Origin of the sequence: Leptolyngbya sp. FACHB-8 (assembly GCF_014695575.1) — a bacterium.
In the GTDB taxonomy this organism is placed as follows: Bacteria; Cyanobacteriota; Cyanobacteriia; order Elainellales; family Elainellaceae; genus Vacuolonema.
The window spans coordinates 35,837-59,768 of record NZ_JACJOO010000050.1 but is presented as its reverse complement, the minus strand read 5'-3'; the positions used below and the strand labels follow the sequence as shown (position 1 = coordinate 59,768).

Genomic DNA, 23,932 nt, shown 5'->3' with positions numbered 1-23,932 from the left:
CGCAAAGTGCACGCCAAAATGAGCACTTCCGCTTATCCCGAACTGAGGTTATTCGAGATTAATTTGGGCACCCCAACGATCCTGGGCAAGAAACGGGCGATCGCTCGGTAGGGCCGCTACGGGCTCTGTTAGGGTAAAACGCCCCTCCTCAATCCACTGTTTCAATTCCTGGGCGACCTGTCGAGATAAATAAATGCTGGCAAGGGGAGCGACCCGAACGCGTTTGCCATCGATGGTAATCCGCCCCGATTTGAGTTGGGCGTAGCTGACTTGCCCAAAGGTCGGTCGCACCCGTCGGGGAATAGAAAAATCGACGACGGGTGCCACTAAATCTGCATCCTGCACGGAGCAGCGCAGCACGACCTCCTCGTTCAGTACAGGTAATGGCACTCCGATCCCTAACATGAGGGAAGGGCCATAGCTTTTGAAGTAGCAGCCCTTAACCCAGCGAGGATCCATTTGCTTCGCATCGCCAATGAGGGCCAGGGTCGCTGCTGGGCCAATCGGAGTGTGATTGGGCAATCGTTTTTGAAGGGGAAAGTGCTGTGTTCCCTCCCAGGCCACATAGCCGATGCCACCTCCCAGGAAAAGGCGAGTACCAACCCCAATGACTTGTAAGTCGGGGTCATTAAAGAGCGGAGAGATGGCCCCTGGGTTAGAGTAAACGGCGTTACCTAGCTGGGGCTGCAAAGGACCCAGATAGGTAAACAGTGGGCGATCGCCTCCATTGACTCCCACAATAAAGTTTTGATATAGGTTGCGCGGATTGTAGAGATAAAACTGGTTGATCGTGTCGCGATTGATGGTGGTTTCGATGGAGGAGCGAGGGTAGCAATCTGTTACCTGCCCAATCGCTCGCACTTTCACGGGTTTTCCTGCAATTAGGTCAGCAATGACATGGCCGCCGCCGCGTTCCTGAAGGGGCGATCGCAGGCGCATTTCCCGTGAATCTTCCAGATCGCCGGCCTCTCCCATGCCACTGTAATCAGCCATCTGGCTGGCTCCCAAGTACAAATCCACGGCCCCGAACCCAGCATAGGCCTGTACCCCATCCAACCAACACTGGCGAATTTTAATGGGTGGATCCGTATGCCCTAGATTAAGAATGGCCCCAGAGGATTCCATCGGCTCGAAAGTGCCTGTGGTTACGACATCTACCTGACGAACCACCTCGGCCACGCTCGTTTCTTGCACTCGGGCTTTTAGTTCTTCAACTGTCCAGACCACGGCCTTCTTGGCCTGAATTTTTTCGTTAATTTCAGGAATAGTACGCATAGGAGGAAGCAGGCAGAGGGCAGGAGGCAGAAGGCAGAAGTACAACTCGAACTATAGCCCCGAACGGGCTCTCTAAATTTCCCTTTTCATTGCCTCTTCCCAGACGATGCGATCGCCGATGGACTGCGCGTCTCATAACCTGTATTCCTTTGTGTGGAAACGGCTATGCTGCCGCCCCCCCATGAAGAAGTACAGGTTAGGAGGTTTCTGCATAAGAATTTACCCAGAATGTTGGTGCTTTGCCCGCTTCGCGGGCAAAGCACCAACATTCTGGGGGTAATTTCATTACTGGAAATCTCCTTAGAGAAGTACAGGTTGCTTTATTTACAGTCTTAAGGCATCCACTCCAAAAACAGCCCCCACTGCGTGTCCTTATCTTCAGGAGAATTTTGCCAACGAAAATCAGCGGAAAGGCGCAGGTCCGGTGTAAAAGCATAGCCAGCAGACAAGGCAGTGAGACCTACCTCGTCGTCACTGCCGGGATCAACCCAACTTTGGGTGAGGGAAAGATCGGCCGCGCTCGTACGGGACGGAACAGCAACTACCCTCAAACCTAAATGGATGCCATCCGTGTCATAGGCATCGGTTTCCAGGCTGCGGTAGCCCAGAACAGGGGCAATATTGATGTAGCTACCCAAGGGGAGTACGTAGTAGCGGAGGTCAGCTCCAAATTGGCTGCGATCGCCCTCCCAGTTTTGCTGAAATTCACCACTGACCGTAAGGGGAGTATCGCCCAGAAACAAGTCTTCTACGCCAACCCCAAAACCAGTTCCTTCATCTGTAGAGGGAAGCTCCACGCCACCCACTCGCAGCCGAGTTCGAAAGGCCGGATCATGGTGAATTTCTGCATCAACATCAGGGACTTCTTCTACCCAACGCTGAAGAAGAGGGCTCTCCTCTAACACCTCAGGGGGGATATCCACAGGATTGGGATGAGATTCGTTGGCCTGGAGGGGTAGGGTGAGAGCGAGCCAGAGGCCAGCACCTGCTAGGCCCATAACGTGCAAGCGATACTTCATGTTCATGCTGCTGTTATACACAGGACTTACGCAAGTCCGCCATATTTCAAGCATTTTTATTGGTGTAATGGGCTCTCTGGGCACCAACAAATATGTGTAAGGAGATTTCTGAGAAACAATATCCCCATTATTTGGAAAAAAGGCGCGGCGAAGCCGCGCCTTTTTTCCAAATAATGGGGAAGTTCTTATCTGGAAATCTCCTAAATCCTAAGAACCCGTTTGAGAAGGCTGCCCTTCTTCCCCCCAAAGGGTAGAAGAGCAACCTTCTTAATAGACTTTCTGCACAAATTGCTAGACAGTGAAGCCGCGTTAATTCACGCCCTCAAAGACCGTTCCGTGCAGGAGGCCTCATAACTTTGCAAATAACTTCTAATACAGAAAATTCTTACGGCATCCCTGAGGAAGCCTTATGGGATAGCTCATCCAGTGACCTATCATCAAACACTTCAATGCTATGGGTGATAGGCAATAGGTTTGAGATACTTTGAGCAATGAGGCTGAATTAGGGTTCAGCCCCATTGCTCAAAGTCATGATCCTAGGTTGGTTCTAGACAGCCGGAATGCTTTCAATCAAATCCCAGCGATTTGTTGTGGTAAACGCATCGTAGAGTTGGTTGAACATTCGGCGGCAATGGTTGTCTTGGCTGAGGGGTAATTCCTCATTCTTGACGACCACGTTCATTTGAACACCTTCATCGGTTTCAAATGCTCTGTCAATGAGAACTTCGATAGTCACCAGGCGCGAGTAAGTTACGCGGCCCGGTACTTCGCGGGCCACCATATAATCGTCCTCATCGTAAATAACGTCACAGTCGCAAGAGCGCAACACATCGCCCAATCTTTGTCGGAAAGACTCCAGCGGTGTCGCCACTTTAAAGAGGCTGGAATAACGAGCCATCGCTCAACTCCCGAATAGGCATTTAGCTCAGAGACTAACTGAGGTTTCAAAGGTTCCTCGTTGACTTCAAAAAGACACGAAACCTGAGAAGGGCAGTCTCAAGCGATTTCTGAAATAGCTGACTCCGTAAAATTAGTCCAGTTAACCGAACTTTACGTTGCTATTTCCCAATATTATGCATACTACGTAACAATTTTCACTCACCCTGAACATTTTTCACGACGAGCTTACTCTGTTTGACGTCGTCGTTGGCTTGCGGCTTCATTCCAAAGACCTGGATACACAAGGCTTTGAAGAATTTTCTTAGAAAGAAGATTGAGAAACCAGCCTATAGTATTTTCATACTTTTTTCCAATCCTCAGGCAAAAACTACCAATTTTGTCAGATCTTATAAGTACAGAAACCGACAGTGCCATATACAAGGGACATTATTGGTGGGAATTCGAGGCTCGTTGATCGTTTTTGAGGGGGGCGAGGGGGCTGGAAAGTCGACCCAGCTGCAGCGAGTCTGCCAGTGGTTACAGCAAAGTGATCTCTGGCAACAGCTGAAAGCTATCGGAATTGCCTCAGAGATGGTGATTACCCGAGAACCTGGCGGTACACCTCTGGGTTCTTCCATTCGGCAGTTACTGCTGCACTCTCCCGTGCAGGGAGATGAGGTAGAGGTAATGGGCGATCGCACCGAGCTCCTCCTCTATGCTGCTGACCGCGCCCAACATGTTGAAGCCATGCTTAAGCCAGCGCTAGCTCAGGGGGCTCTGGTGTTTTGCGATCGCTACACCGATTCCACAGTCGCTTACCAGGGATACGGTCGAGGTCTCGATCTGAGCCTCATTCACCAACTCAACCAAATTGCTACAGGGGGTCTCCGCAGTGATCTGACCTTATGGTTAGACATTGATCCAGTTGTAGGTTTAGCCCGCACCCAACGACGAGGTGCGGCTGATCGCATGGAGCAAAACAAGCTTGATTTTCATCAACGAGTGCGGCAAGGCTTTCAATCACTATTCCACGAAAAGGAATCGCGGACGGTGCAGATTGATGCCAGTGCGACTGAAGATGTTGTCTTTGAGCGGGTTCAGGCTGAACTGTGTCACTATTTGAAACAGGTCTATGGGGTCGAACCGGCTGCTGTAGCTGTACCCTCTGATCTGAGTCTAACGGTGCCTCCCGAATAGGTTTTATGGCGATCGCAAATCCTTCCCTACATTCGATTTATGAGTCAGTCGTAGGGCAGCCTCAGGCTATTGAGTTGCTGGTCTGTGCAATGGAGCGCGATCGCCTTGCCCCTGCCTATCTCTTTGTCGGACCAGCCGGCACTGGCCGACGGCGGGTAGCAGAGTGCTTCATTCGCTGTATGCTTGCCGGGAGCCCGGAGATGCTCCACTCACCTGTGCTACGCCAAAGAGTGGAACAGCGCAATCATCCTGACCTGCTGTGGGTCGAACCCACCTATCTGCATCAGGGAAAGCGCTTAACTCCAGCAGAAGCCGCCGAAGCTGGGGTAAAACGTAAAGCTCCCCCACAGATTCGTCTGGAGCAAATCCGAGAACTGAGTCAGTTTTTGAGCCGTCCGGCTCTGGAAGCTCCCCGTTCTGTCGTCGTGTTGGAAGCCGCTGAAACGATGGCCGAAGGGGCGGCTAACGGTTTGCTCAAAACCCTGGAAGAACCGGGACAGGCGACGCTAATTCTGATGGCCCCCGACGTAGAATCCTTACTGCCCACCTTGATTTCTCGGTGCCAAAAAATTCCCTTTCGGCGGTTAAGTGATCCGGATATGGCCACCGTGTTGCGCCGGGTGGAGCAGGATGAGGTTTTGCAGCACCCCGAGATCCTGGCTCTGGCTCAGGGGAGCCCAGGGGAGGCGATCGCCCACTGGCAACAGCTTCAAACCATTCCCCCAGAATTGCTAGAGCAGCTCACTCAACCTCCAACGACGCTGCGGCAAGCCTTAGAACGAGCGACTCAAATCCACCAGAGCCTTGATACAGAAGCTCAACTGTGGCTGGTGCAATACCTGCAACATCGCTACTGGCATCAGTTTCACCAGAGCCAGTACCTGCACCATCTGGAGACTGTACGCAAACAACTCCTGCGATTTGCTCAACCCCGTCTGGTTTGGGAGGTGGCATTGATGCAAATGCTACCGCAGGAAAACCGAATTTAGTGTTTTGTCAACTTTTAGGGTGAGATACGCGATACATACCAATCTCAAGCATGTTCATGAGGCCAGAAGGGATGGATTGAGGTTAAGCTCCAACCTTTCCTTCTGGCTGAATGCCTGTGAGTCAACCGGTAAAAACAACTTCGAATCTGCCATGATGCACGGTTACATCCCTCCCCACCGTTTTTTCCCATATCTGACCTGGACCGATATTGACACCATGCCTAACCGGGCTAATGTCGTGATTGTGCAACCCATTGGGGCGATCGAACAACATGGGCCACATCTACCGTTGATTGTGGATGCGGCGATCGCCACCGCAGTGGTTGGTAAAGCCCTGTCCCAGCTAGATCCCAATATCCCTGCTTACAGTTTGCCCCCGCTTTACTACGGCAAATCCAACGAACATTGGCATTTTCCGGGCACCATCACCCTTAGCGCCCAAACTCTCATTCAAATGCTTATGGAAGTAGGGGAAAGCCTTTATCGTGCAGGCTTCCGGAAGTTTGCCCTGATCAATGGCCATGGTGGTCAGCCCCAAATTATGGAAATTGTGGCGCGGGACCTACATCAGAAATACGACGATTTCCTGGTTTTTCCCCTGTTTGTCTGGCGAGTCCCCAACCTACCGTTCCAAGACCTGCCACCCAAGGAGTTGGAGTACGGTATCCACGCCGGGGAAATCGAAACCAGCGTGCTACTGTCGCTTCTGCCCGAACAGGTGCGGATGGATCAAGCGGTAGCCGAATACCCTCCTGAATTGCCTGAGGAGAGCGTACTGAGCATGGAGGGAGCCTTACCGTTTGCTTGGACAACACGAGATTTGAGCCGGAGTGGAGTCTTGGGTGACCCCTTGCCTGCAACTGTGGAGAAGGGCGATCGCATCCTCAATGCTGCCGTCGAGAGCTGGGTCTGTGTTCTTAAGGATCTTCATCGGTTCCGACAGCCCCAGGTTTGAGACGTTCAAGGCTTATACATTCTTGTAGTGTGCGAAGCCCACTACAAGAATGTTTGAAAGCAGGAGAGCCTGATTCTGTCGCCGCTCTGCGGTGAGTCTGTAGAAAAAGCTGAACTTCGTCGAAAATTTGCGTTTTTATCCTTCGATCCAGCCTGCCCCCTTTAGAATGGAGAAACAATAGGTACATATACACGGTGTTAGGGTATGGCAAGTGATGACGTTCAGATCTCCCATTCCCTTTCGGATCGAGAACTGCAAATTGTAGAACTCGTTGCGGCGGGGCTTACGAACCAAGACATTGCGGAAAAGCTTGAAATTAGCAAGCGTACCGTAGACAACCACATCAGCAATATCCTGACCAAGACAGAAACGGGAAACCGAGTTGCCCTCGTCCGTTGGGCCTTGCAATGGGGCAAAATCTGTATCGATGAGGTCAACTGCTGCACGCTACCCCCACCTCCTGGAGGTGCGCCAACTCCCGATATTGTGGCCGAGCCCGCGGAGGATACAGAACAAGTAGTCTCATAGCTCGAATAAACTAGCCTGACTTCTATACCTACAAAGTTCCCTGCCTCAGGTTAGCTTCTTCTCCATGACGATTGGATGTAGCAGATTGAACGATGACCGAAGAACACCATTGGATTACCTGCACAACCTTGCCGCTGGCTATTTACCGTGAAGTTGCCACCCACCTGCGGCAAGTGCCTGGAGTAGAGGCGGAGGTTTTGCCGCAAACCTCTTCTCAATTTGACTACTTACAAAGCCAGGCCGGAGGCTTGCGCTATTCTCTGAGTGCAGCCGATGACAATGCCCGCCAACGAGTCTCACAGATTTTGCAGTACTATGGCGATCGCTTTGGTCCCTGGCAACCCCTTCCCCAACCAAGCTAACCTTCAATCCGATTAAGAACGAGGGCGCGAGATAATTGCTACCTCACGCCCTCGTTCTTTCGGTCATCCTTATGAAAGCAAAATACCCCCTACTTGTCCTGTAAGTAACGTCAGTTCGGGATAAGCCCAACCGCCCATTATTGCGTGCGCGTCGCGTACGCAATAATGGGCTTTTTCGAGTGCCGCGCGAAGCGCGGCACTCGAAAAAGCCCTTAACCCGAACTGAGGTTAAGTAGGGGGTATTGGCTGTTTATATTGGGCAATTTGGTGAGGGGCGATCGCCAAACTATTTAATGTTTAAAGAGCTGTTTGAAGTTGGTTTTGTGCTCCAGGAAGCCAGAAAAGTGGCAATTTTTGAAGGGGTTTTAGACCGAGAACGAATAAGCACCTACCTCAAAGAGGCAGGTGCTTGTGGAGTTAGAACGGATTCCTGCTAGACATTAATCTACAGGTACCGATCCCGTGCCATACCGGCAGAAATTTACCAGAGGCCCCGAACAGGCTCGTTCGAGTAGTTCTGCTGGGTGTTGCTGGGAGCTTGAGTGGCAGGACGGTTGTAGTCCACTGTGGGCTGCTGCTGGGTGGTCTGGCCTGTTACAGGGCGGTTGTACCGAGGACGGCTGTCAACCTGAGGCTGGTTGATGTAAGTTTCACGGGTGTAGGTATCGCGCTGAACTCCACGATCAGCTTCACCAGTCCCCTCCACTTCATAGTCGTCTACACCAGGATCGTCACCTTCGTTGTCATTGATCACGCGGTTGGGAGAATTATCGATGGAAGATTGACCTTCACGATCAGCTTCCCGAATGGGGTTATTTTCAGACTGGCGGACAGGACCCCGGCCTTCACCGGTACCCTCTACTTCGAAGCTATCTACGCCGGGGTCGTCACCCTCGTTATCGTTAATCACACGGTTGGGGGACTGATCCAGAGAGGACTGCCCTTCATCATCAATTTCGCGCTGAGCATCAATCTGAGGCTGGCGAACATTGGGGCGACCTACGGGCTCACCAGTGCCTTCCGTTTCAAAGTTGTCGACACCGGGGTCATCACCTTCGTTGTCGGTGATCACGCGGTTAGGAGATTGATCTAGCGAGGAGCCGTCTTGCAGAGGAGAGCCGTTCTCGATGATCTGAGCGACGGTGGTTTCCCCACTGTTGGAGGTGTGCTCGTGAGCTTGAGCTGCCTGAAAAGGCGCAAATGCCAACCAAGCTAGTAGAGAAATGCCCGCAGTAGTAAAAATAGATTTCATGACCGTTGTTTCCACTTGCTAAAAAGGACTAAGCAGGTAAGTTACTGCTACAAACGGACGTAGAGAACAAATCTGCAATTTCACTAACCGCTGGTTAGTAAAGGTGCCAGAATAATCAAGAGACTAAGATCAGACTCTGAGTAATTTAGGCAGCAGAACCGGGGCAAGAAGCCAACCTGTATGCCTCCAGACCCTTCGGTAATATGCAGTTTGTTTAAGCATTTGGGCTTAATTAAGCCTTGTGCTCATTTGTCTTGTCCAATGCTGTTCCACGCTATTGTCAGATGAAAAGCCCTGATTTTTAGCCTGCCAATGGTTAGATCGAAGGGCATCTTGGGGTGTATATTCGTTAGTTTGGAACTCTGGTTGGCAGGTTACGACACAAAAAACTATGGGCGCAATTCAAGCAATTCGAGGTACACGAGACATTCTGCCGGGTGAGGTGGGTTACTGGCAGCGGGTCGAGGCGATCGCCCGCGAAATCCTCCATCGAGCTGCCTACCAGGAAATTCGCACCCCTATTTTTGAGCAAACAGACCTATTTGAACGGGGCATTGGCGAAGCGACCGATGTGGTCGGCAAGGAGATGTATACCTTTTCAGATCGGGGCGATCGCTCCCTCACCCTGCGGCCTGAAAACACCGCTGGGGCCGTACGCGCCTTCATCGAACACAACCTTTATGCTCAGGGAGGGGTGCAGCGGCTCTGGTACCTCGGTCCTATGTTTCGTTATGAGCGCCCCCAGGCCGGGCGGCAGCGGCAATTTCACCAACTGGGGGTAGAGGTGTTGGGTAGCAGCGATCCCCGTGCTGATGCGGAAGTGATTGCCATTGCTACTGATTTTCTACGGGCTATTGGCTTACAAAATCTGAAGCTGGAATTTAATTCAATTGGAGATGCCAGCGATCGCCAACATTACCGGGAATCTCTCGTAGCTTACCTCACTCCATACAAGGAAGAACTCGACGAAGATTCACAGCATCGGCTGACCCGTAACCCTCTCCGCATTCTCGATAGCAAAGATGCGAAGACCCAGAAAATTTTGGAAGGGGCTCCCAGCATTTTGGATTGTCTCAGCCCTGAATCCCAGGCACGCTTTGAGCAGGTGCAGCAACTCCTGACGGATCTAGGCATTTCTTTTAACATCAACACTCGTCTAGTGCGAGGGCTGGATTACTACACACATACCGTCTTCGAGATCCAGTCTGATGACTTGGGGGCTCAGGCAACGGTTTGTGGTGGTGGGCGGTACGACGGTCTGGTCACTGAATTGGGTGGCCCTGCAACTCCTGCTGTGGGTTGGGCCAGTGGTTTGGAGCGATTAATTATTCTGTTGCAACAAATTCAGCCACTACCTGCTGCAGCGTTAGATTTTTATGTCGTATCTCGGGGCGATCGCGCTGAAGCGAATGCCCTTAAACTGGCCCAAACCCTCCGACGCTTGGGTTTTGCCACGGAGCTAGACCTGAGCGGCAGTGCTTTTGGTAAACAGTTCAAACGAGCCGCTCGCAGTGGTGCCCTCGCCTGCTTTATCGTAGGTGACGAAGAAGCAGCAGCGGGTACTGCTCAGTTGAAGTGGCTGGGGAGTGGAGAGCAGCAGGCGATCGCCCAAAGTAGCTTGGCTCAAGAGGCGGATGCTCTACGGCAGCAAATTGCAGCCCTCCGTCAAGGCTGATATAGCCCCAGGGTTTGTTTTAAGGTCATTTTTACGTGTGCGGAACGCACGAAAAAATAACCTTTCGGCCAGCTTTAAAACACACTCTAGGCTTTTCGCTAGGGTGAAGGTAAACCATGGTTGAGGGGTGGCACGTTGTGCTACCCCTCAACTATTTGCGGCGGAACTTTCCTAAGGGAGAACAGGGCGATCGCTTCCAGATGGCGCTCCTAACCTACAGGGATGCAACGACCCTATCTTCCTTACGAAGATTACCAGCCTCCCCTTCGCTTTGAACAATGAGAACTGGACAGGATGCATGGTGCAACACATAGTTACTGGTGCTACCCAATAAAACCTCTGTGAGCCCTCGCCGTCCCCGACGACCCATCACAATGAGATTGGCATGCCAGAACTTGGCAATCTGGCAGATGGCTTGGCCTGCTTCCTGTGGGTGGATACTGACCTGTACCGATACCCCCTTCTGCTGCGCCTCCTCGCAGAGATCCTCGAAGTACTGTTGAACTTGCTGGGATTGCTCCTCCATCTGAACCTGTTGCCAGTGGTAAGCCTGATTAACTAGCTGAGGAGCCAGCCCCATTTCCCCAGGAAAAAGAAGAAACTTAGGTACCAGTTCTTCCGTCAAACTGTGAAATAACAATAATTGGGCATGGTGCAATTGGGCCAGAGCTAAAGCCTGGTCGAACACCTTTTTCCCTAAAGGCGAGTCATCAATAGCAGCTAGGATTTTCTGGAAATTCATACGTTGCTCCTGCCGATACTTGTTTGATTCAATCTGCACAAGGAGGGGAGGTAGGATAACGAAACTCGATGTGAACTGTTGGCGTTCAGGGTTTTAGGCCCTTCATCCAACCACAACTTTAGGTTTTTTCAAAAAGAAAAATGAGTATGAGTTACTTCTCAGTTGAGGCAACTCACGAACCCATGTTCACACGCAAGGGGCTCACTCTATTTGTAACTTAAAGCTACAGTACATTCCTCCAAATAGGATATTCTGCGACATTGCTTAATGGATTAATTCATGGGTTTCTATCAACCTTTTATAAGCGAGCTCTTCATTAGAAATCGATACATGACCCATTTAATCTAATGTAATTATTCAAGTTATGGCTTTAGTGATTGATTATTCATCTTCAATTTATTGCGGCATTTTCTAATCTGCTAGGTATGAGGGAAGGGCGTGGGATGAAATCTCACAACGCTCTCTCGTACCTAATAGCTTGGAAAGCTACTTACTGACTTAATGTATTCATTCCTATTTGTGACCATTTCTATAAGAAAATTAGATGTTCTACTCCCATTCTTTTTATAAAAAATGGTTGTAGCTATAACTCAAAAGAGAATGGTTGAATTGATGTTATATAGCAATGGACAAGTCGGTTAAGTACAGCAACAGTAGCGTGGGGCACGCTGTATCTCAAGCTACTGTACTTAATCAACGCGCACAGCACTATAGATACTTGGCTGTCTACCTTCAAGGATGAGGGTAGACAGCAAAAACTGTTCAGGATTTTGCTAGACATAACGCTTTAAACGCGCCATAGCAAAAATCAGGGCTTCTTTCTCGTTACGAACCAAGAAAGAAGCCCTGATTTTTGCTATAGGAATGGGTCTTAAACTAGCATGCGTTCTAAGGCATTAATATCGGGGATGCTCAGGGTTTCTCGCTCCCGCACAATCAACCCCTTACGCTCCATGCGGCTCAGCACTCGGGTTACAGTCTCCCGAGCAAGTCCGCTCAAACTGCTCAGCTCCCGATGAGGCAGGTTAGGGATCTCGATGCCCTGCTGCCCTGCTCGGCCCTGACCGTCGGCCAGAAACAGGATGATGTCAGCGACCCGTGACATACTGTCAGACTCCCGCAAGCGCAGACGGCGGTTAACTTGCCGCAGCCGTCGTGCCATGAGCTGAGCCAATCGGATCCCCGCCTTGGGTTCTGATTGAAGGAGGTTAACAAAGTCTTGAGCAGGAAGGTTCCCAATGGTGGTAGGGACCAGGGTAATGACGTCTGTTGAGCGGGGAACCTCATCCAGTGGAGCCATTTCTCCAAAAAGCTCTCCGGTTCCCAAAATGTTTAGGGTGACTTCTTTGCCATCCAAGTTGTAGGTGCGAATCTTGACCCAACCTTTAAGGATGAAATAGACCGAACTTCCCCAATCGTTCTCCAGCAATAGCACCTGATTCGCCGGATGGTTACGAATAACCACATGGCTAATGGCTTGCTCAACCGATTCTTCGGGTAAGCCTTCAAAAAAGGGAGCATCGCGAATTAGATCTGGATCCCGAGAGTCACGAGAAGTCATTCGATCCTGTACTGGAGTCATATCAACCTAGACACTAGGATAAACATGCATACCCCTTGTTGGTCAGCGAATTCAACCAGAGCAAGAAGCGGCTATGCACGCTCCTAGGTGCAGCTCATCGCCATGGTATAACCGGGTAGGATTGTAAAAGGTTAACGCAAACTGGGAACAAACGTTCAATTTCCTGGCAATTCCAAAGAATTAGGCTGGAACTTTATGGTTGAGTTCGGTCTACTGAACAGAGGGTGTTTGAACCCCTGAGCCAGGCTCAAGGAGGTCAAACACCCTCTGAAGAATTATCCCTGGTTACGGAAACGCTCTTCCGGTTGGAAATTCTTGCAGAGGCAGCGCTCCAAATACCGAACCCGGTAGAAGTACCAGAACCGGCGAGGATCGAGAATAAGGGGCGATCGCTCGTCAAACACGGGTTGGTTCAGGAAGTGCCAGAGGGGTACGAAGAGGTTCGGTTTCATCATAGGGGGGAAAAAACAGGTTAACAATGAGGTGTGCTCTGGAATCGCTATAGATAGCGCCCAACCCTCTTGCGATTCCACTTTCAGAATGCCCAATTACGTATGTGATCGCACATTCTAGAAACGGGAATCACAAAATTTTTGTTCAAGATTTGTTGTGCCCTATCAGCATAAATGCCGAAATCTTTTTATTCTTTTTACAGCGAGCACATCATTTGAACATAACTCTATTGCAAGCATCCTCTAAACAATAGGAAAGCATAGTTTGCTGACCCTAATGAGAAGCTTTTTGAAAGCTTGATATTTTGCCCGTCCTCTTGACAGAGACAAGTTTATGACAATTTGTCGTCAACCCTTATAAATCAACCGGAGTGAGAGTTTAGCTACTGAATTATGTAAAAGTCTCCTGACTTAATCCTTAAAGAAATCTCATCAAAAATAAAGAAAGAGGGTAGCTGTTTAGTGGCTACCCTCTTCTCTTATCCTGATGAAATTACCTACAATTGCTGGAACAAACCTGATAGTATTCCTTGCTTAACTAAAATTTGATTAAGATATACTTTCAACCCATTAATTGGGCATAGTGTAAGCACAATTAATGGGTTAAGAAGATTGATTTGAGTTATTAAAAGTGGAGCTGAGGAGAGTCGAACTCCTGTCCGCACTGGTTATTAATACCCCACTCACTCACAGGCTTAGCTTCTCTAACCCTCGAAGCAGGAATCGTCATTTATCCCTGACGATGGGATTCTCTGGTGAAGTCTTAGCCAGTTCTCAACCAGAGGCAAGAAACTGGAGCATCCGTTGGGGGTTGGTCTACGATCCTTAACGGAGTCAAACCGCAGACGCTCGAACCAAGAGTGGTTTTTTAGGCGGCAGCTACAGCTACGCGCTTACGAGCAAAAGGTACGATGTTGTTCGCATGTACTTGTTTTGAGCCATTTATTTACGAGAGTTAGCTCGCTCTCGGCCTGCATCATAGAATAACGTTCGCCAACACGTCGAAACCGTTACAGCCCCATGTGCTTTAACCATTATAGCCACTCCCTTCCATTTCGGGAGGGTTTCTCATGAAGGTCAGCAATTCTCATTTTTGAAATCCAGCCCGAAAACCGCTCGCCCCAAGCGAGCGGTTTTCGGGCTTCAAAGCCGAGAGTTCGTGCCCGTAGGGCACAAACTCTCGGCTTTGAAGCCCATAATGAGAATTGCTGCATGAGGGTTGGGTGTGGTGCAGAAAAACCATCACACCCAACCCCGCAGAGACATTGCAGAGCTAGGCGACAAGCTCAATTTGTCTGTTCGATAACGTGGCTCTATTCGATAGGGTGGCAATTTTGACTTGTGCTTCGGTACCCGAGCCATCTGCATCAAAGAACAAGCTACCTGTGCTCTGGTTGTAGATAAAGCGCTGATTAACTGTGCTGGCTGTCGTTCCTAAGCGGAAGAGCGAAGCATTGAGCAGAGATCCAATTGCTTGCGTGAGATTAAATTCTGTGCGAGAAATTAAAATACGATCTTCTGCTCTGTTGAAATCTGTCAGGGTATCAGCACTTGTGGTGCGTACTCCTGTGAGGTTGAAGCGATCGCCCCCATTCCCCCCGGTCAGAACATCCCCACCGGCACCACCCAGCAGAGTGTCGTTACCATTACCGCCGTTCAAGCGATCGTTGCCGTTGTAGCCGACGAGAATTTGGTTGCCACTGCCACCTGCCAAACGATTATTGCCAGCGTTGCCTGCTACAAGGGTTGTGACGCTGGAAATAGCTGCATTGCCAGCAATATCTACACTTCTCGCTGTGAGGTTGAATCTGCCGTTTGTCAGATTGGGTGTATTCAGGCTCCAGCGACTGTTGTTGGCGGCTACGACGGTTCCCAATGCAGTCGTGCCTTTACGGACCGTTACAGCGCTACCAGACTCAGCAATGCCATTGAGGATGAATCTATTCGTTCCAAGCGGGTTGCTGTAGCTTGTAAGGGCGGGAAGGGTGGAGATACGTCTGTCGAGGGCATAGGTTCTGGATACACCAGCGATCGCATTCCCAGCAGTATCAATGGTGCGGGTCAGCAGATTACGAGAACCGGGTTGGAGAACCACGTCTGCGGCACTCCATGTGTTTCCGTTGATGGTCGCTGTGTTCCAGGTTGCCCCACCATTAGCTGACACCTGGATCGATTCACCCGTCGCTAGTGTACCTGTAAAGGTTCCTGTTACGGTCTGGTTCGCCTGATTGGTGATGAAATCTCCAGCTATTCGGGAGTCGGCACTGAGGGAGGAAATAGCGCTAACTGTTGCACTGGGGGCGATCGTATCGATGTTAAAAGTGTGGGTTACAGGGTTGCCGATGTTACCGGATAGATCGACCGTTGCCAGGGTAATACTTTGGCTGCCTTGCCCCAGGGCTGTAATATCGGCGGGAGTTAGTGTATATTGCCAGGTCGCTGCATTGCCGTTGCCAAAGACAACCACATCACGAGTGCCTGGTGAGCCTGAAATTGTCAAACTAATTTGGGCACCAATTTCTGTTTCGCCTGATAAAGTCACTTCCGCAGCGGCTTCGGCGGCGTTGATGACGTTATCACTGGTAACCGGATCAAAGGTGGGATCGGCTGCTGTTGTATCTAAGTCGAAGATAATGCGAATCGTATTTGAGACGTTGCCATTTGGCTTGAGTTGGCGCACATCGACAGTGTAGCGGCCATCTGTCGTGGGTGCGGTATAGCTGGTAAGCCATTCGCCATCGTTAATGCTGTACTGCACCGTATGGTTTTCTAAAACCCCGGTCACGGTGAGGTCGGCGACGTTGGTGTAATAATCTGTGGGGATGTTGGAGTCGGTGGTGAGGGCGATCGCTGGCATAGGAGGTGGTGCCGCATCGACCAGAACCGAGCGTGTACTCACTGCGCTAACATTACCGGCGGCATCGGTTGCCGTAACGCTGATTGTCGTGTTGCCATCGGCTGGAATGTTGAAAGAACCAAAGCGGATACCCCAATTGCCCATGCCACTAGCAAAGGCATCAAGGGTAACGTTCCCCCAGGTAATCTGGAGATAACTTCCCAACTGAGCGGTACCCGAAATTAGCACTCCTGCTTCCTTTTCGGCTTGGGTAATGATGTCGTCAGTGGCGACGATGTTAATTTGTGGAGCCTCTGGGGGTACCGTGTCAGGCCCATCTTCAACGTTAAAAACGGAGAGTCTGAGAAGGGCTGAGTCGCTCAAACCACCTGCATCTGTGACCGTGAGCGGGAGGATAATGACAGCTTGCCCGTCTAAACCCAAAGCCTCGAAATCAAGAGACACACCATCTTTAAGTTTGAGTTGATTACCAACAAACTCAAAGCGATCGTCGCCAACACTGTAGGTAAACGTCTCTCCCTCATCAATGTCGGATACTGGACCTATAAAGCCAGCGATCGCCCCCGGCGTATTCTCAAACACAGGTGTTGACGCATAATTAAAACCAAAGCCATTTGGTCGATCGTTGACGCTGTTGATGGTTAATGCAACTGTTGAGGCCGCTTCAGCATAGGCTGTACCATCCGAGCCATTCCACCCAAAGCTATCGGTGCCATTAAAGTTGAGAGCGGGCACAAAGCTCAGGTTATTAAGATCGGCAGCGGCAATTTCTTGATTGAGTGTGACAGCAGTACCGTTGAGCCTGAGCACACCATTTGTGGGGAGTGCTGTGATTTGAATTTTGCTGAGGCTATCCCCTTCTGGATCATCAAATGCGGCTGTGAAGTCGTTAAGGGTAAAAGCAATGGTCGTATCCTCGTCGCCTGATTTAGCGAAATTGGTCATGAGCTTGCCTTGGAAGAGGAAGGTGAATGAGTACCCGATACAAAAGGGGCGATCGCTGAAATGCTCAGAACGCTTAGAGTGATATGGCTTTGGCTGAAATGACTGCGATCGCTTGACACCAAATCAGTGCTTAACACCCACACAGGGTGTTTTTAATTACACAATTTGAATGAAACAAATTCCGAAGAAGTACGATGCAGGAATAGATTAATGCCGCTTTGTCATCCCCAAATTCGCATCCTGCATCTTTACTAAAACAAAACCTAGAACCGTTGTTTTTTGTCGCGCCGTGACGGAAAAATAACGGTTCTGAGTTTTGCTGCAATATATGAGCAAAGCTTTGCGTGTATATATTTCAACTGCTGCTACCGGGTTTTGGGAGTGCTGGCACAATGGATGCAATGTAAGGATTGATAGGAACAGCAGCGATGACCGCAGCAGGAAAATGGCAATTTTGGATTGATCGGGGCGGCACCTTTACCGACATCGTGGCCCAGAGCCCAGCGGGCGATCGCATCGTTCACAAGCTCCTCTCCGAAAACCCCGATCGCTATCCTGACGCACCATTGCAGGGTATCCGCGATATTCTCGGTGTTGCGTCCGATGCCCCCATTCCTGCTGAACAGATTGCCTGTATCAAGATGGGCACGACGGTGGCGACCAATGCATTATTAGAGCGGAAGGGCGATCGCACGGTTCTGCTGATCACCAAAGGCTTTCACGATGCCTTGCGTATTGGCTATCAGAATCGCCCCGATATCTTCGCCCGTCACATTGTCTTACCCGAAATGCTTTATGAACGGGTGATAGAAGTGGACGAGCGAGTGACAGCTCAGGGAGAAGTGTTGATCTCTGTTCGCCCTCTGGTCAGTGGTTTGATTGAAGATTTGCAGGATGCTTATAACGCAGGCATTCGTTCTTGTGCGATCGTGCTGATGCATGGTTACCGTTACCCTGACCATGAGCAGCAAGTAGCTGAATGGGCACGACAGGTTGGCTTTACCCAGGTATCGGTGTCCCATGAAGTTAGCCCACTGATGAAGCTGGTGAGCCGTGGCGATACGACCGTCGTGGATGCTTACCTGTCACCCATTCTGCGGCGTTATGTCGATCGCATTGCAGCAGAACTGAACTTGTCAGGTGACGAGTCGCCCCGCCTTATGTTCATGCAATCCAACGGTGGATTGACCGACGCCCAACTGTTTCAGGGCAAGGACAGTATTTTGTCCGGGCCAGCGGGTGGCATTGTGGGTGCAGTCCAAACCAGCCAGCACGCGGGGTTCGACAAAATTATTGGCTTTGATATGGGCGGCACCTCTACGGATGTCTCGCATTTCAATGGTGAATATGAGCGCACTTTCGAGACGGAAGTGGCTGGTGTGCGGTTGCGGGCACCCATGATGGCGATTCACACCGTTGCTGCGGGTGGTGGGTCAATTCTGAAATTTGACGGCTCCCGTTATCGTGTAGGACCAGCATCGGCTGGGGCAAATCCCGGTCCGGCTTGTTATCGCAAGGGTGGGCCGCTGACGGTCACCGACTGTAACGTAATGCTGGGCAAGGTACAGCCCGAGTTTTTTCCCAAGGTCTTTGGGCCAGCGGGAGATTTGCCTCTGGATGCGGAAGTGGTACGTCAGAAGTTTGCAGCCCTAGCCGAGGAGATTCAGCAAAAAACAGGGGATGTGCGATCGCCCGAACAAGTCGCCGAGGGGTTTCTGGCAATTGCTATCGAAACGATGGCTAACGCTATCAAAAAGATCTCCATCCAGCGGGGCTATGACGTCACCGAGTACACCCTGTGTTGCTTTGGAGGTGCGGGAGGACAGCATGCCTGCCAAATCGCCGATGCCTTGGGCATGAAGCAAATCTTCCTGCATCCTTATGCAGGTGTGCTGTCGGCTTATGGGATGGGATTGGCGGATTTGCGATCGCTCCGAGAACGCGCCATCGAAGCAGAACTCACCGAAGCGCTGCTGTCCACTTTGGAACGGGTATTAACGGAATTAGCCATAGCGGGTCGAGACGACCTCCAGCAACAGGGCATTAAAGCGGCAGCCAGCGATGCTCCGTTACAATCCGCGGGCCAAATTCAAATTGTTGCCAAGGTACACCTTCGCTACCAGGGTACCGACTCGTCTCTGCTGGTGAATTGGGGGAATTTGGCGAGTTTGCGATCGCAATTTGAAGCCCAACATCAGCAACGCTACGGCTTCAGCATGGAAAACAGACCTCTAGTAGTGGAAGCGGTTTCTGTGGAAGCGATCGGGGCAATGGATGTAGCTGGTGAGTTAGGTAGGGAGGAAGGCAGAGGGCAGGAGGCAGACGGCAGAAGGAAAGAGGCCATTGCAATGGTGTCTCTTTATAGTGGTGGTGCGTGGCATGAGGTTCCGGTTTACCGGCGGAGTGATTTGGGGGTGGGCGATCGCATCCCCAGCCCAGCCCTCATCATTGAACCCACCAGCACCACCGTTATTGAACCCGGTTGGGAGGCTACACTCACGGCACAGTCCAGTCTGCTACTCACCAAACTTGCTGAGGCTCAGATGGGGGACAATTCTGTTCCATCGACCCATCCATCCCCCTACCCATCGACCCAGCCCGACCCCGTTCTGCTCGAGATCTTTAATAACTTATTTCGGGCGATCGCCGAAGAAATGGGCGTCACCCTCCAGAACACCAGCTACTCCGTCAACATCAAAGAGCGGTTGGACTTCTCCTGTGCCCTATTTGACTCTCAGGGGCAATTGGTTGCCAATGCCCCTCACATTCCCGTTCACCTTGGCTCCATGAGCGAAAGTGTGAAGAGTTTGATTTCAGCAGTGGGTGATTCTATACAACCGGGCGATGTCTATGTTTCCAACAACCCCTACAACGGCGGCACCCATCTCCCAGACATCACAGTTATCACGCCGGTCTTTCCCCCGGATTCACCCACGGTTCCGCTCTTCTATGTAGCTTCGCGTGGTCATCATGCGGATGTTGGGGGCATGACCCCAGGTTCCATGCCCGCTCACAGCCAGACGATCGAACAAGAAGGTGTTTTACTCGATAACGTGCTGCTGGTTCGGGATGGGCATTTCCGAGAAGCCGAAATTCTGGGACTTTTAACCACTGGGCAGTATCCGGCACGTAACCCTGTGCAGAACCTGGCAGATTTGCAGGCGCAAGTGGCGGCCAATAAGCGAGGGGTGCAGGAATTGCAGCGGATGGTTAGCTGCTATGGGTTAGAGCAAGTGCAGACCTATATGCAACACGTTCAGGACAATGCAGAAGAGTCGGTGCGGCGGGTGATTACGGTGCTGTCTGATGGGCAGTTTACCTATCGCATGGATGATGGAACGCAGATTCAGGTGGCGATCGCCATCGACCACCCCACTCGCTCTGCCACCCTGGATTTCACAGGCACCTCTCCCCAACAACCCAACAACTTCAATGCCCCTCTCGCTATCTGTAAGGCTGTAGTCCTATATGTATTCCGCACACTGGTGGACGATAACATTCCACTGAATGCTGGTTGTATGAAGCCTCTGAGCATCAGTGTGCCGGAAGGGTGTTTGCTCAATCCAACCTATCCGGCGGCGGTAGTGGCGGGGAATGTGGAGACGTCGCAGGCGATCGCCAATACTCTTTACGGTGCTTTGGGGGTGATGGCAGCAGGTCAGGGCACCATGAATAATTTCACCTTTGGCAACAAGCGCTATCAATATTACGAAACAATCTGTGGTGGTTCAGGGGCGGGACCAGGCTTTGCCGGAACTGATGCTGTCCATACTCACATGACAAACTCTCGGCTCACGGATCCGGAAGTGCTGGAATGGCGCTTCCCGGTTTTAATTGAGAGCTTTAAGATTCGCCCCCATAGCGGTGGTAGAGGGCAATATGCTGGTGGAAATGGGGTTATTCGTCGGATTGAATTTCGAGAGGCAATGACGGCCTCCATTCTGTCAGGCCATCGTAAAGTTCCACCTTTTGGATTAGCTGGAGGGGAACCGGGGGTCATCGGGCGCAATATTGTTGAGCGAGAAGACGGCCAAATCGAATTTCTCAAGGGCTGCACAGAAGTTGCGGTACACCCAGGCGATACGCTGATTCTGGAAACTCCGGGGGGTGGAGGTTACGGGTCTTCTTCTTGAGTTGATCGCACTACGCACTTAGGAGGTTTCTGCATAAGAATCTACCCAGGATGTTGGTGCTTTGCCCGCGAAGCGGGCAAAGCACCAACATCCTGGGGGTAATTTCATTGTTGGAAATCTCCTTAAAACCAGAAGGGTTATGTTTGAAAAGCCGCGCGAATTGCAGCTGTTCAAACATAACCTGTGCGTAAAGCTCTATCAGTTTTGACAGACTCAGGGCTAAAGGGGAGATTGCTTCTAACATTCCCCGTTTTTTGTTAATCCCAGGGCGAGGGCTACAAGTTTTGCACGGAAACCTTATGGTTTCTACCTAAAATTCATTCTTGAAGCCGCCGCGCCATCCCGCATAATAGGAAATATTCGCACTAATGATGGGTAGGGTAACTCAGCGGCAATGCCAGGGTAATCCCCTCTGGAATAGTGTGTCTTCCTAAAATCATTGTTAAAATCGGTTACAAAGATTAAACTAATCCAACCATCCAACGAGGGAAGCAGTGGGAGCTATGGGTCGAGTCGGTGTCCTCTTGTTAAATCTGGGCGGGCCGGACAAATTAGAGGATGTACGTCCTTTCCTCTACAACTTGTTCGCTGATCCAGAAATCATCCGTTTGCCGATTCCCTGGCTGCAAAAACCCCTGGCCTGGTTTATTGCAACCAGCCGCAGCGGCAAATCCCAGGAAAACTATCGTCAGATTGGTGGTGGGTCGCCCCTCCGCCGTATCACGGAAGAGCAGGCGCAAGCCCTCCAGCAAGAGTTAACCCGCCAGGGTCAGGAGGCTCAGGTCTATATCGGGATGCGCTACTGGTATCCCTTTACGGAGGAGGCGATCGCCCGCATCAAACGCGATGGTGTTGAGCGCCTAGTCATCCTTCCCCTCTACCCCCAGTTCTCCATTAGCACCAGCGGTTCTAGCTTCCGATTACTTGAGAAGCTGTGGCGGGAACACCCCGACCTCAAGCCACCCGAGCACACTGTCATTGCATCCTGGTATCAGCGTCCGGGCTATCTGCAAGCCATGGCAGATTTGATCGCCCAACAGCTTTCTCAGTTTGAAAATCCTGACTCCGTTCACATCTTCTTCAGTGCCCATGGGGTGCCCGTGAGCTACGTAGAGGAAGCGGGAGACCCTTACCAGCAGGAGATTGAGGAATGTACGCGGCTAATCATGCGGACCCTCAATCGACCCAATGAGTACACTCTGGCTTACCAGAGCCGAGTTGGCCCTGTGGAGTGGTTGAAGCCTTACACCGAGGATGCAATCACGGAGCTGGCTGAGCGGGGTGTAGATAAGCTACTGGTTGTGCCCATTAGCTTTGTCTCCGAGCATATCGAAACCCTTCAGGAAATTGACATCGAGTATCGGGAGATCGCAGAAGAGGCGGGAATTCACACCTTTCAACGGGTACCTGCACTGAATACTCATCCCATCTTCATCGACGAGCTGGCAAAGATTGTGGTAGATGCCCTCAATAAACCCAGTGTGGATGTGGCCGAAACCCTGCGTCCCAACGATACGATGAAGATCTACCCGCCTGAGGGGTGGGAGTGGGGCCTGACGCCGGGTGCCGAAGTGTGGAATGGTCGTCTCGCTATGCTGGGCTTCCTGGCCCTCCTGGTGGAGCTGATTAGTGGTCACGGCCCTCTCCATTTTGTCGGATTGCTCTAAACAAAATTTGACTTTCACAGAATAAAAATCTGTGGAGACAAAAACTTTAGAAGCCGCAGTTCCCAAGGAACTGCGGCTTCTTGCTTTGCCTACAGGGTCCGTTCAAATAGGCTTAATCTCAGATGCCTGTTGTTCAACCCAGGCTTCCCACAGGTCAGGTCGGCGCTCTTGGGTGCGCCGAAGCTGTTGTTCATGTCGCCAACGCGCGATCGCCCCATGATTTCCTGACAGCAACACCTCAGGCACCTTCATTCCTCGAAACTCAGCCGGACGGGTATATTGCGGGTAATCCAGCAAACCGGCCTCAAAACTTTCAGCCTTTAACGACTCCTCTTTACCCACAGTTCCAGGCCGCAAACGAATCACTCCATTCATCAATGCCAGGGCTGGAATTTCTCCACAGGTCAGAACAAAATCTCCCAGAGAAACCTCGCGGGTCACTAACTCTAACACCCGCTCATCAACCCCTTCATAGTGACCACAGAGAATCACTAACTGATCGTAATTCTGGGCCATGTCTTGAAATAGCCCTTGCCGCATCGGCTCCCCTTGAGGTGTCATAAAGACTACTTCTCGACGGGGTAACACGGGTAAGGATTCGATCGCCGCAAAAATGGGTTCCGGTTTCAGCAGCATGCCCACACCACCGCCATAGGGTTCATCGTCCACCTTCCGGTGTTTGTCTATGGCAAAATCGCGCGGATTTGTGAAATGCACCTCAGCAATACGGTTGGCCAGAGCTCGACCCATTAACCCAGACTCAAGCGGCGAGGTAAAAAAATCGGGGAATAGGGTTACTACATCAAAGCGGAGGGGTAATGGCCCCTGAAGATCCATCATTGTCATTGCCCAAATATTGCCATCTGTCCATCATGAGCAATTTTTCTCGCCCCTTTCAACGATATAGCAACCACCTGAAAGTTTGAACTATTGAGAATAAACACAGCCATTCTTCTCAGGACTTATGCATTTGTGTTGTGGTGGGGTACTTCGCACCCCACCACAACACAAATGCATAAGTCCTGCTTCTGATAAGCTTCAAGCCCTGAAAACAGTCCAAAATGTCAAGGTTTCCTGTCTCAACAACAGGCGCTGTCCGATAGATTAATTTAGAAGGGGTTGAATGAATTGATTCTGGTGTGCCTGTCATCCTAAACATCAATTCCTAGAAATCTTCCAGATATGGAACGTTTCAAACACCTCGATCGAACGTGGACGGAGTGAACGGGTAGGATATGAGGATCGGTTGATTGCATTAGAAGCGTGAGGTCTTGTCTTATGAAAAGCGCTGCAAAAGCGATCGCCCCCCTCTTCGATTATCGTGGCTAGCCCGATGAGTGATTCCGCTAACCAGACCGGATTAGGGTTCTCTACTCATGAAAAAACAAACGTTTGCCCTAAACCGGTTATTGCGGCAAATCAC

17 protein-coding genes and 1 other RNA gene are annotated in these 23,932 nt (G+C 50.9%); 8 read left to right on the top strand and 10 right to left on the bottom strand.

The window, feature by feature from the left end; all coding sequences use genetic code 11:
* Window positions 1-48: 48 nt before the first annotated feature.
* The 3 genes from H6F91_RS11450 to H6F91_RS11440 all read right to left on the bottom strand — a co-directional run bounded on the left by H6F91_RS11450 (window position 49) and on the right by H6F91_RS11440 (window position 3,192).
* A complete protein-coding gene (locus H6F91_RS11450; RefSeq protein WP_190771686.1) occupies window positions 49-1,275 on the bottom strand; it encodes a homocysteine biosynthesis protein in 1,227 nt (408 codons plus the stop codon).
* A gap of 332 nt (window positions 1,276-1,607) precedes the next feature.
* Window positions 1,608-2,294: a hypothetical protein gene (locus tag H6F91_RS11445; protein WP_190771229.1), complete on the bottom strand. Its 687-nt coding sequence runs from the start codon at window positions 2,292-2,294 to the stop codon at window positions 1,608-1,610.
* Between the two features lie 547 nt (window positions 2,295-2,841).
* Complete coding sequence (locus H6F91_RS11440) at window positions 2,842-3,192, bottom strand: hypothetical protein (RefSeq protein ID WP_190771228.1); 351 nt, start codon at window positions 3,190-3,192, stop codon at window positions 2,842-2,844.
* Window positions 3,193-3,632: 440 nt separating this feature from the next.
* Here H6F91_RS11440 and tmk point away from each other — a divergent pair, with 440 nt between their 5' ends.
* The 5 genes from tmk to H6F91_RS11415 all read left to right on the top strand — a co-directional run bounded on the left by tmk (window position 3,633) and on the right by H6F91_RS11415 (window position 7,204).
* The gene (tmk, locus tag H6F91_RS11435; protein ID WP_190771234.1) at window positions 3,633-4,370 is read left to right on the top strand and encodes a dTMP kinase; all 738 of its coding nucleotides are present in this window, start codon (window positions 3,633-3,635) and stop codon (window positions 4,368-4,370) included.
* A 5-nt stretch (window positions 4,371-4,375) separates the two neighbouring features.
* Entirely contained in the window at window positions 4,376-5,359 is a 984-nt protein-coding gene (locus H6F91_RS11430) for a DNA polymerase III subunit delta' (protein WP_190789327.1), read from the top strand.
* 154 nt (window positions 5,360-5,513) lie between these two features.
* Window positions 5,514-6,314 (top strand): creatininase family protein, encoded by an 801-nt coding sequence (locus tag H6F91_RS11425; protein WP_190771233.1) that lies wholly within the window; start codon window positions 5,514-5,516, stop codon window positions 6,312-6,314.
* A 204-nt stretch (window positions 6,315-6,518) separates the two neighbouring features.
* On the top strand, window positions 6,519-6,842 hold the full coding sequence (locus tag H6F91_RS11420) for a helix-turn-helix transcriptional regulator (RefSeq protein WP_190771226.1): 324 nt from the start codon (window positions 6,519-6,521) through the stop codon (window positions 6,840-6,842).
* A 92-nt stretch (window positions 6,843-6,934) separates the two neighbouring features.
* A complete protein-coding gene (locus H6F91_RS11415; protein ID WP_190789326.1) occupies window positions 6,935-7,204 on the top strand; it encodes a hypothetical protein in 270 nt (89 codons plus the stop codon).
* 481 nt (window positions 7,205-7,685) lie between these two features.
* Here H6F91_RS11415 and H6F91_RS11410 read toward each other — a convergent pair whose 3' ends face one another.
* Window positions 7,686-8,456 (bottom strand): hypothetical protein, encoded by a 771-nt coding sequence (locus H6F91_RS11410; protein ID WP_190789325.1) that lies wholly within the window; start codon window positions 8,454-8,456, stop codon window positions 7,686-7,688.
* Window positions 8,457-8,847: 391 nt separating this feature from the next.
* On the opposite strand from H6F91_RS11410, the gene hisS reads away from it, so the two are divergent.
* Window positions 8,848-10,131 carry a histidine--tRNA ligase gene (gene hisS / locus H6F91_RS11405; protein WP_190789324.1) on the top strand — a complete coding sequence of 428 codons (1,284 nt, stop codon included), beginning with the start codon at window positions 8,848-8,850 and terminating at the stop codon, window positions 10,129-10,131.
* A 214-nt stretch (window positions 10,132-10,345) separates the two neighbouring features.
* On the opposite strand, the gene H6F91_RS11400 is transcribed toward hisS, so the two are convergent.
* The 5 genes from H6F91_RS11400 to H6F91_RS11380 all read right to left on the bottom strand — a co-directional run bounded on the left by H6F91_RS11400 (window position 10,346) and on the right by H6F91_RS11380 (window position 16,709).
* Window positions 10,346-10,873 (bottom strand): universal stress protein, encoded by a 528-nt coding sequence (locus H6F91_RS11400; protein ID WP_190771222.1) that lies wholly within the window; start codon window positions 10,871-10,873, stop codon window positions 10,346-10,348.
* An 871-nt stretch (window positions 10,874-11,744) separates the two neighbouring features.
* Window positions 11,745-12,434 (bottom strand): Crp/Fnr family transcriptional regulator, encoded by a 690-nt coding sequence (locus H6F91_RS11395; protein WP_242035742.1) that lies wholly within the window; start codon window positions 12,432-12,434, stop codon window positions 11,745-11,747.
* A gap of 296 nt (window positions 12,435-12,730) precedes the next feature.
* Complete coding sequence (locus H6F91_RS11390; RefSeq protein ID WP_190771220.1) at window positions 12,731-12,910, bottom strand: hypothetical protein; 180 nt, start codon at window positions 12,908-12,910, stop codon at window positions 12,731-12,733.
* Between the two features lie 626 nt (window positions 12,911-13,536).
* Window positions 13,537-13,927: a transfer-messenger RNA gene (gene ssrA, locus H6F91_RS11385) on the bottom strand.
* A 253-nt stretch (window positions 13,928-14,180) separates the two neighbouring features.
* A complete protein-coding gene (locus tag H6F91_RS11380; RefSeq protein ID WP_190771219.1) occupies window positions 14,181-16,709 on the bottom strand; it encodes an Ig-like domain-containing protein in 2,529 nt (842 codons plus the stop codon).
* Between the two features lie 428 nt (window positions 16,710-17,137).
* On the opposite strand from H6F91_RS11380, the gene H6F91_RS11375 reads away from it, so the two are divergent.
* Together H6F91_RS11375 and hemH are read left to right on the top strand one after the other, a co-directional pair.
* The gene (locus tag H6F91_RS11375) at window positions 17,138-20,842 is read left to right on the top strand and encodes a hydantoinase B/oxoprolinase family protein (RefSeq protein ID WP_190789323.1); all 3,705 of its coding nucleotides are present in this window, start codon (window positions 17,138-17,140) and stop codon (window positions 20,840-20,842) included.
* Between the two features lie 503 nt (window positions 20,843-21,345).
* A complete protein-coding gene (hemH, locus tag H6F91_RS11370; RefSeq protein ID WP_190771217.1) occupies window positions 21,346-22,509 on the top strand; it encodes a ferrochelatase in 1,164 nt (387 codons plus the stop codon).
* Window positions 22,510-22,611: 102 nt separating this feature from the next.
* Here hemH and trmD read toward each other — a convergent pair whose 3' ends face one another.
* Complete coding sequence (gene trmD, locus H6F91_RS11365; protein WP_242035741.1) at window positions 22,612-23,355, bottom strand: tRNA (guanosine(37)-N1)-methyltransferase TrmD; 744 nt, start codon at window positions 23,353-23,355, stop codon at window positions 22,612-22,614.
* Between the last annotated feature and the right edge of the window lie 577 nt (window positions 23,356-23,932).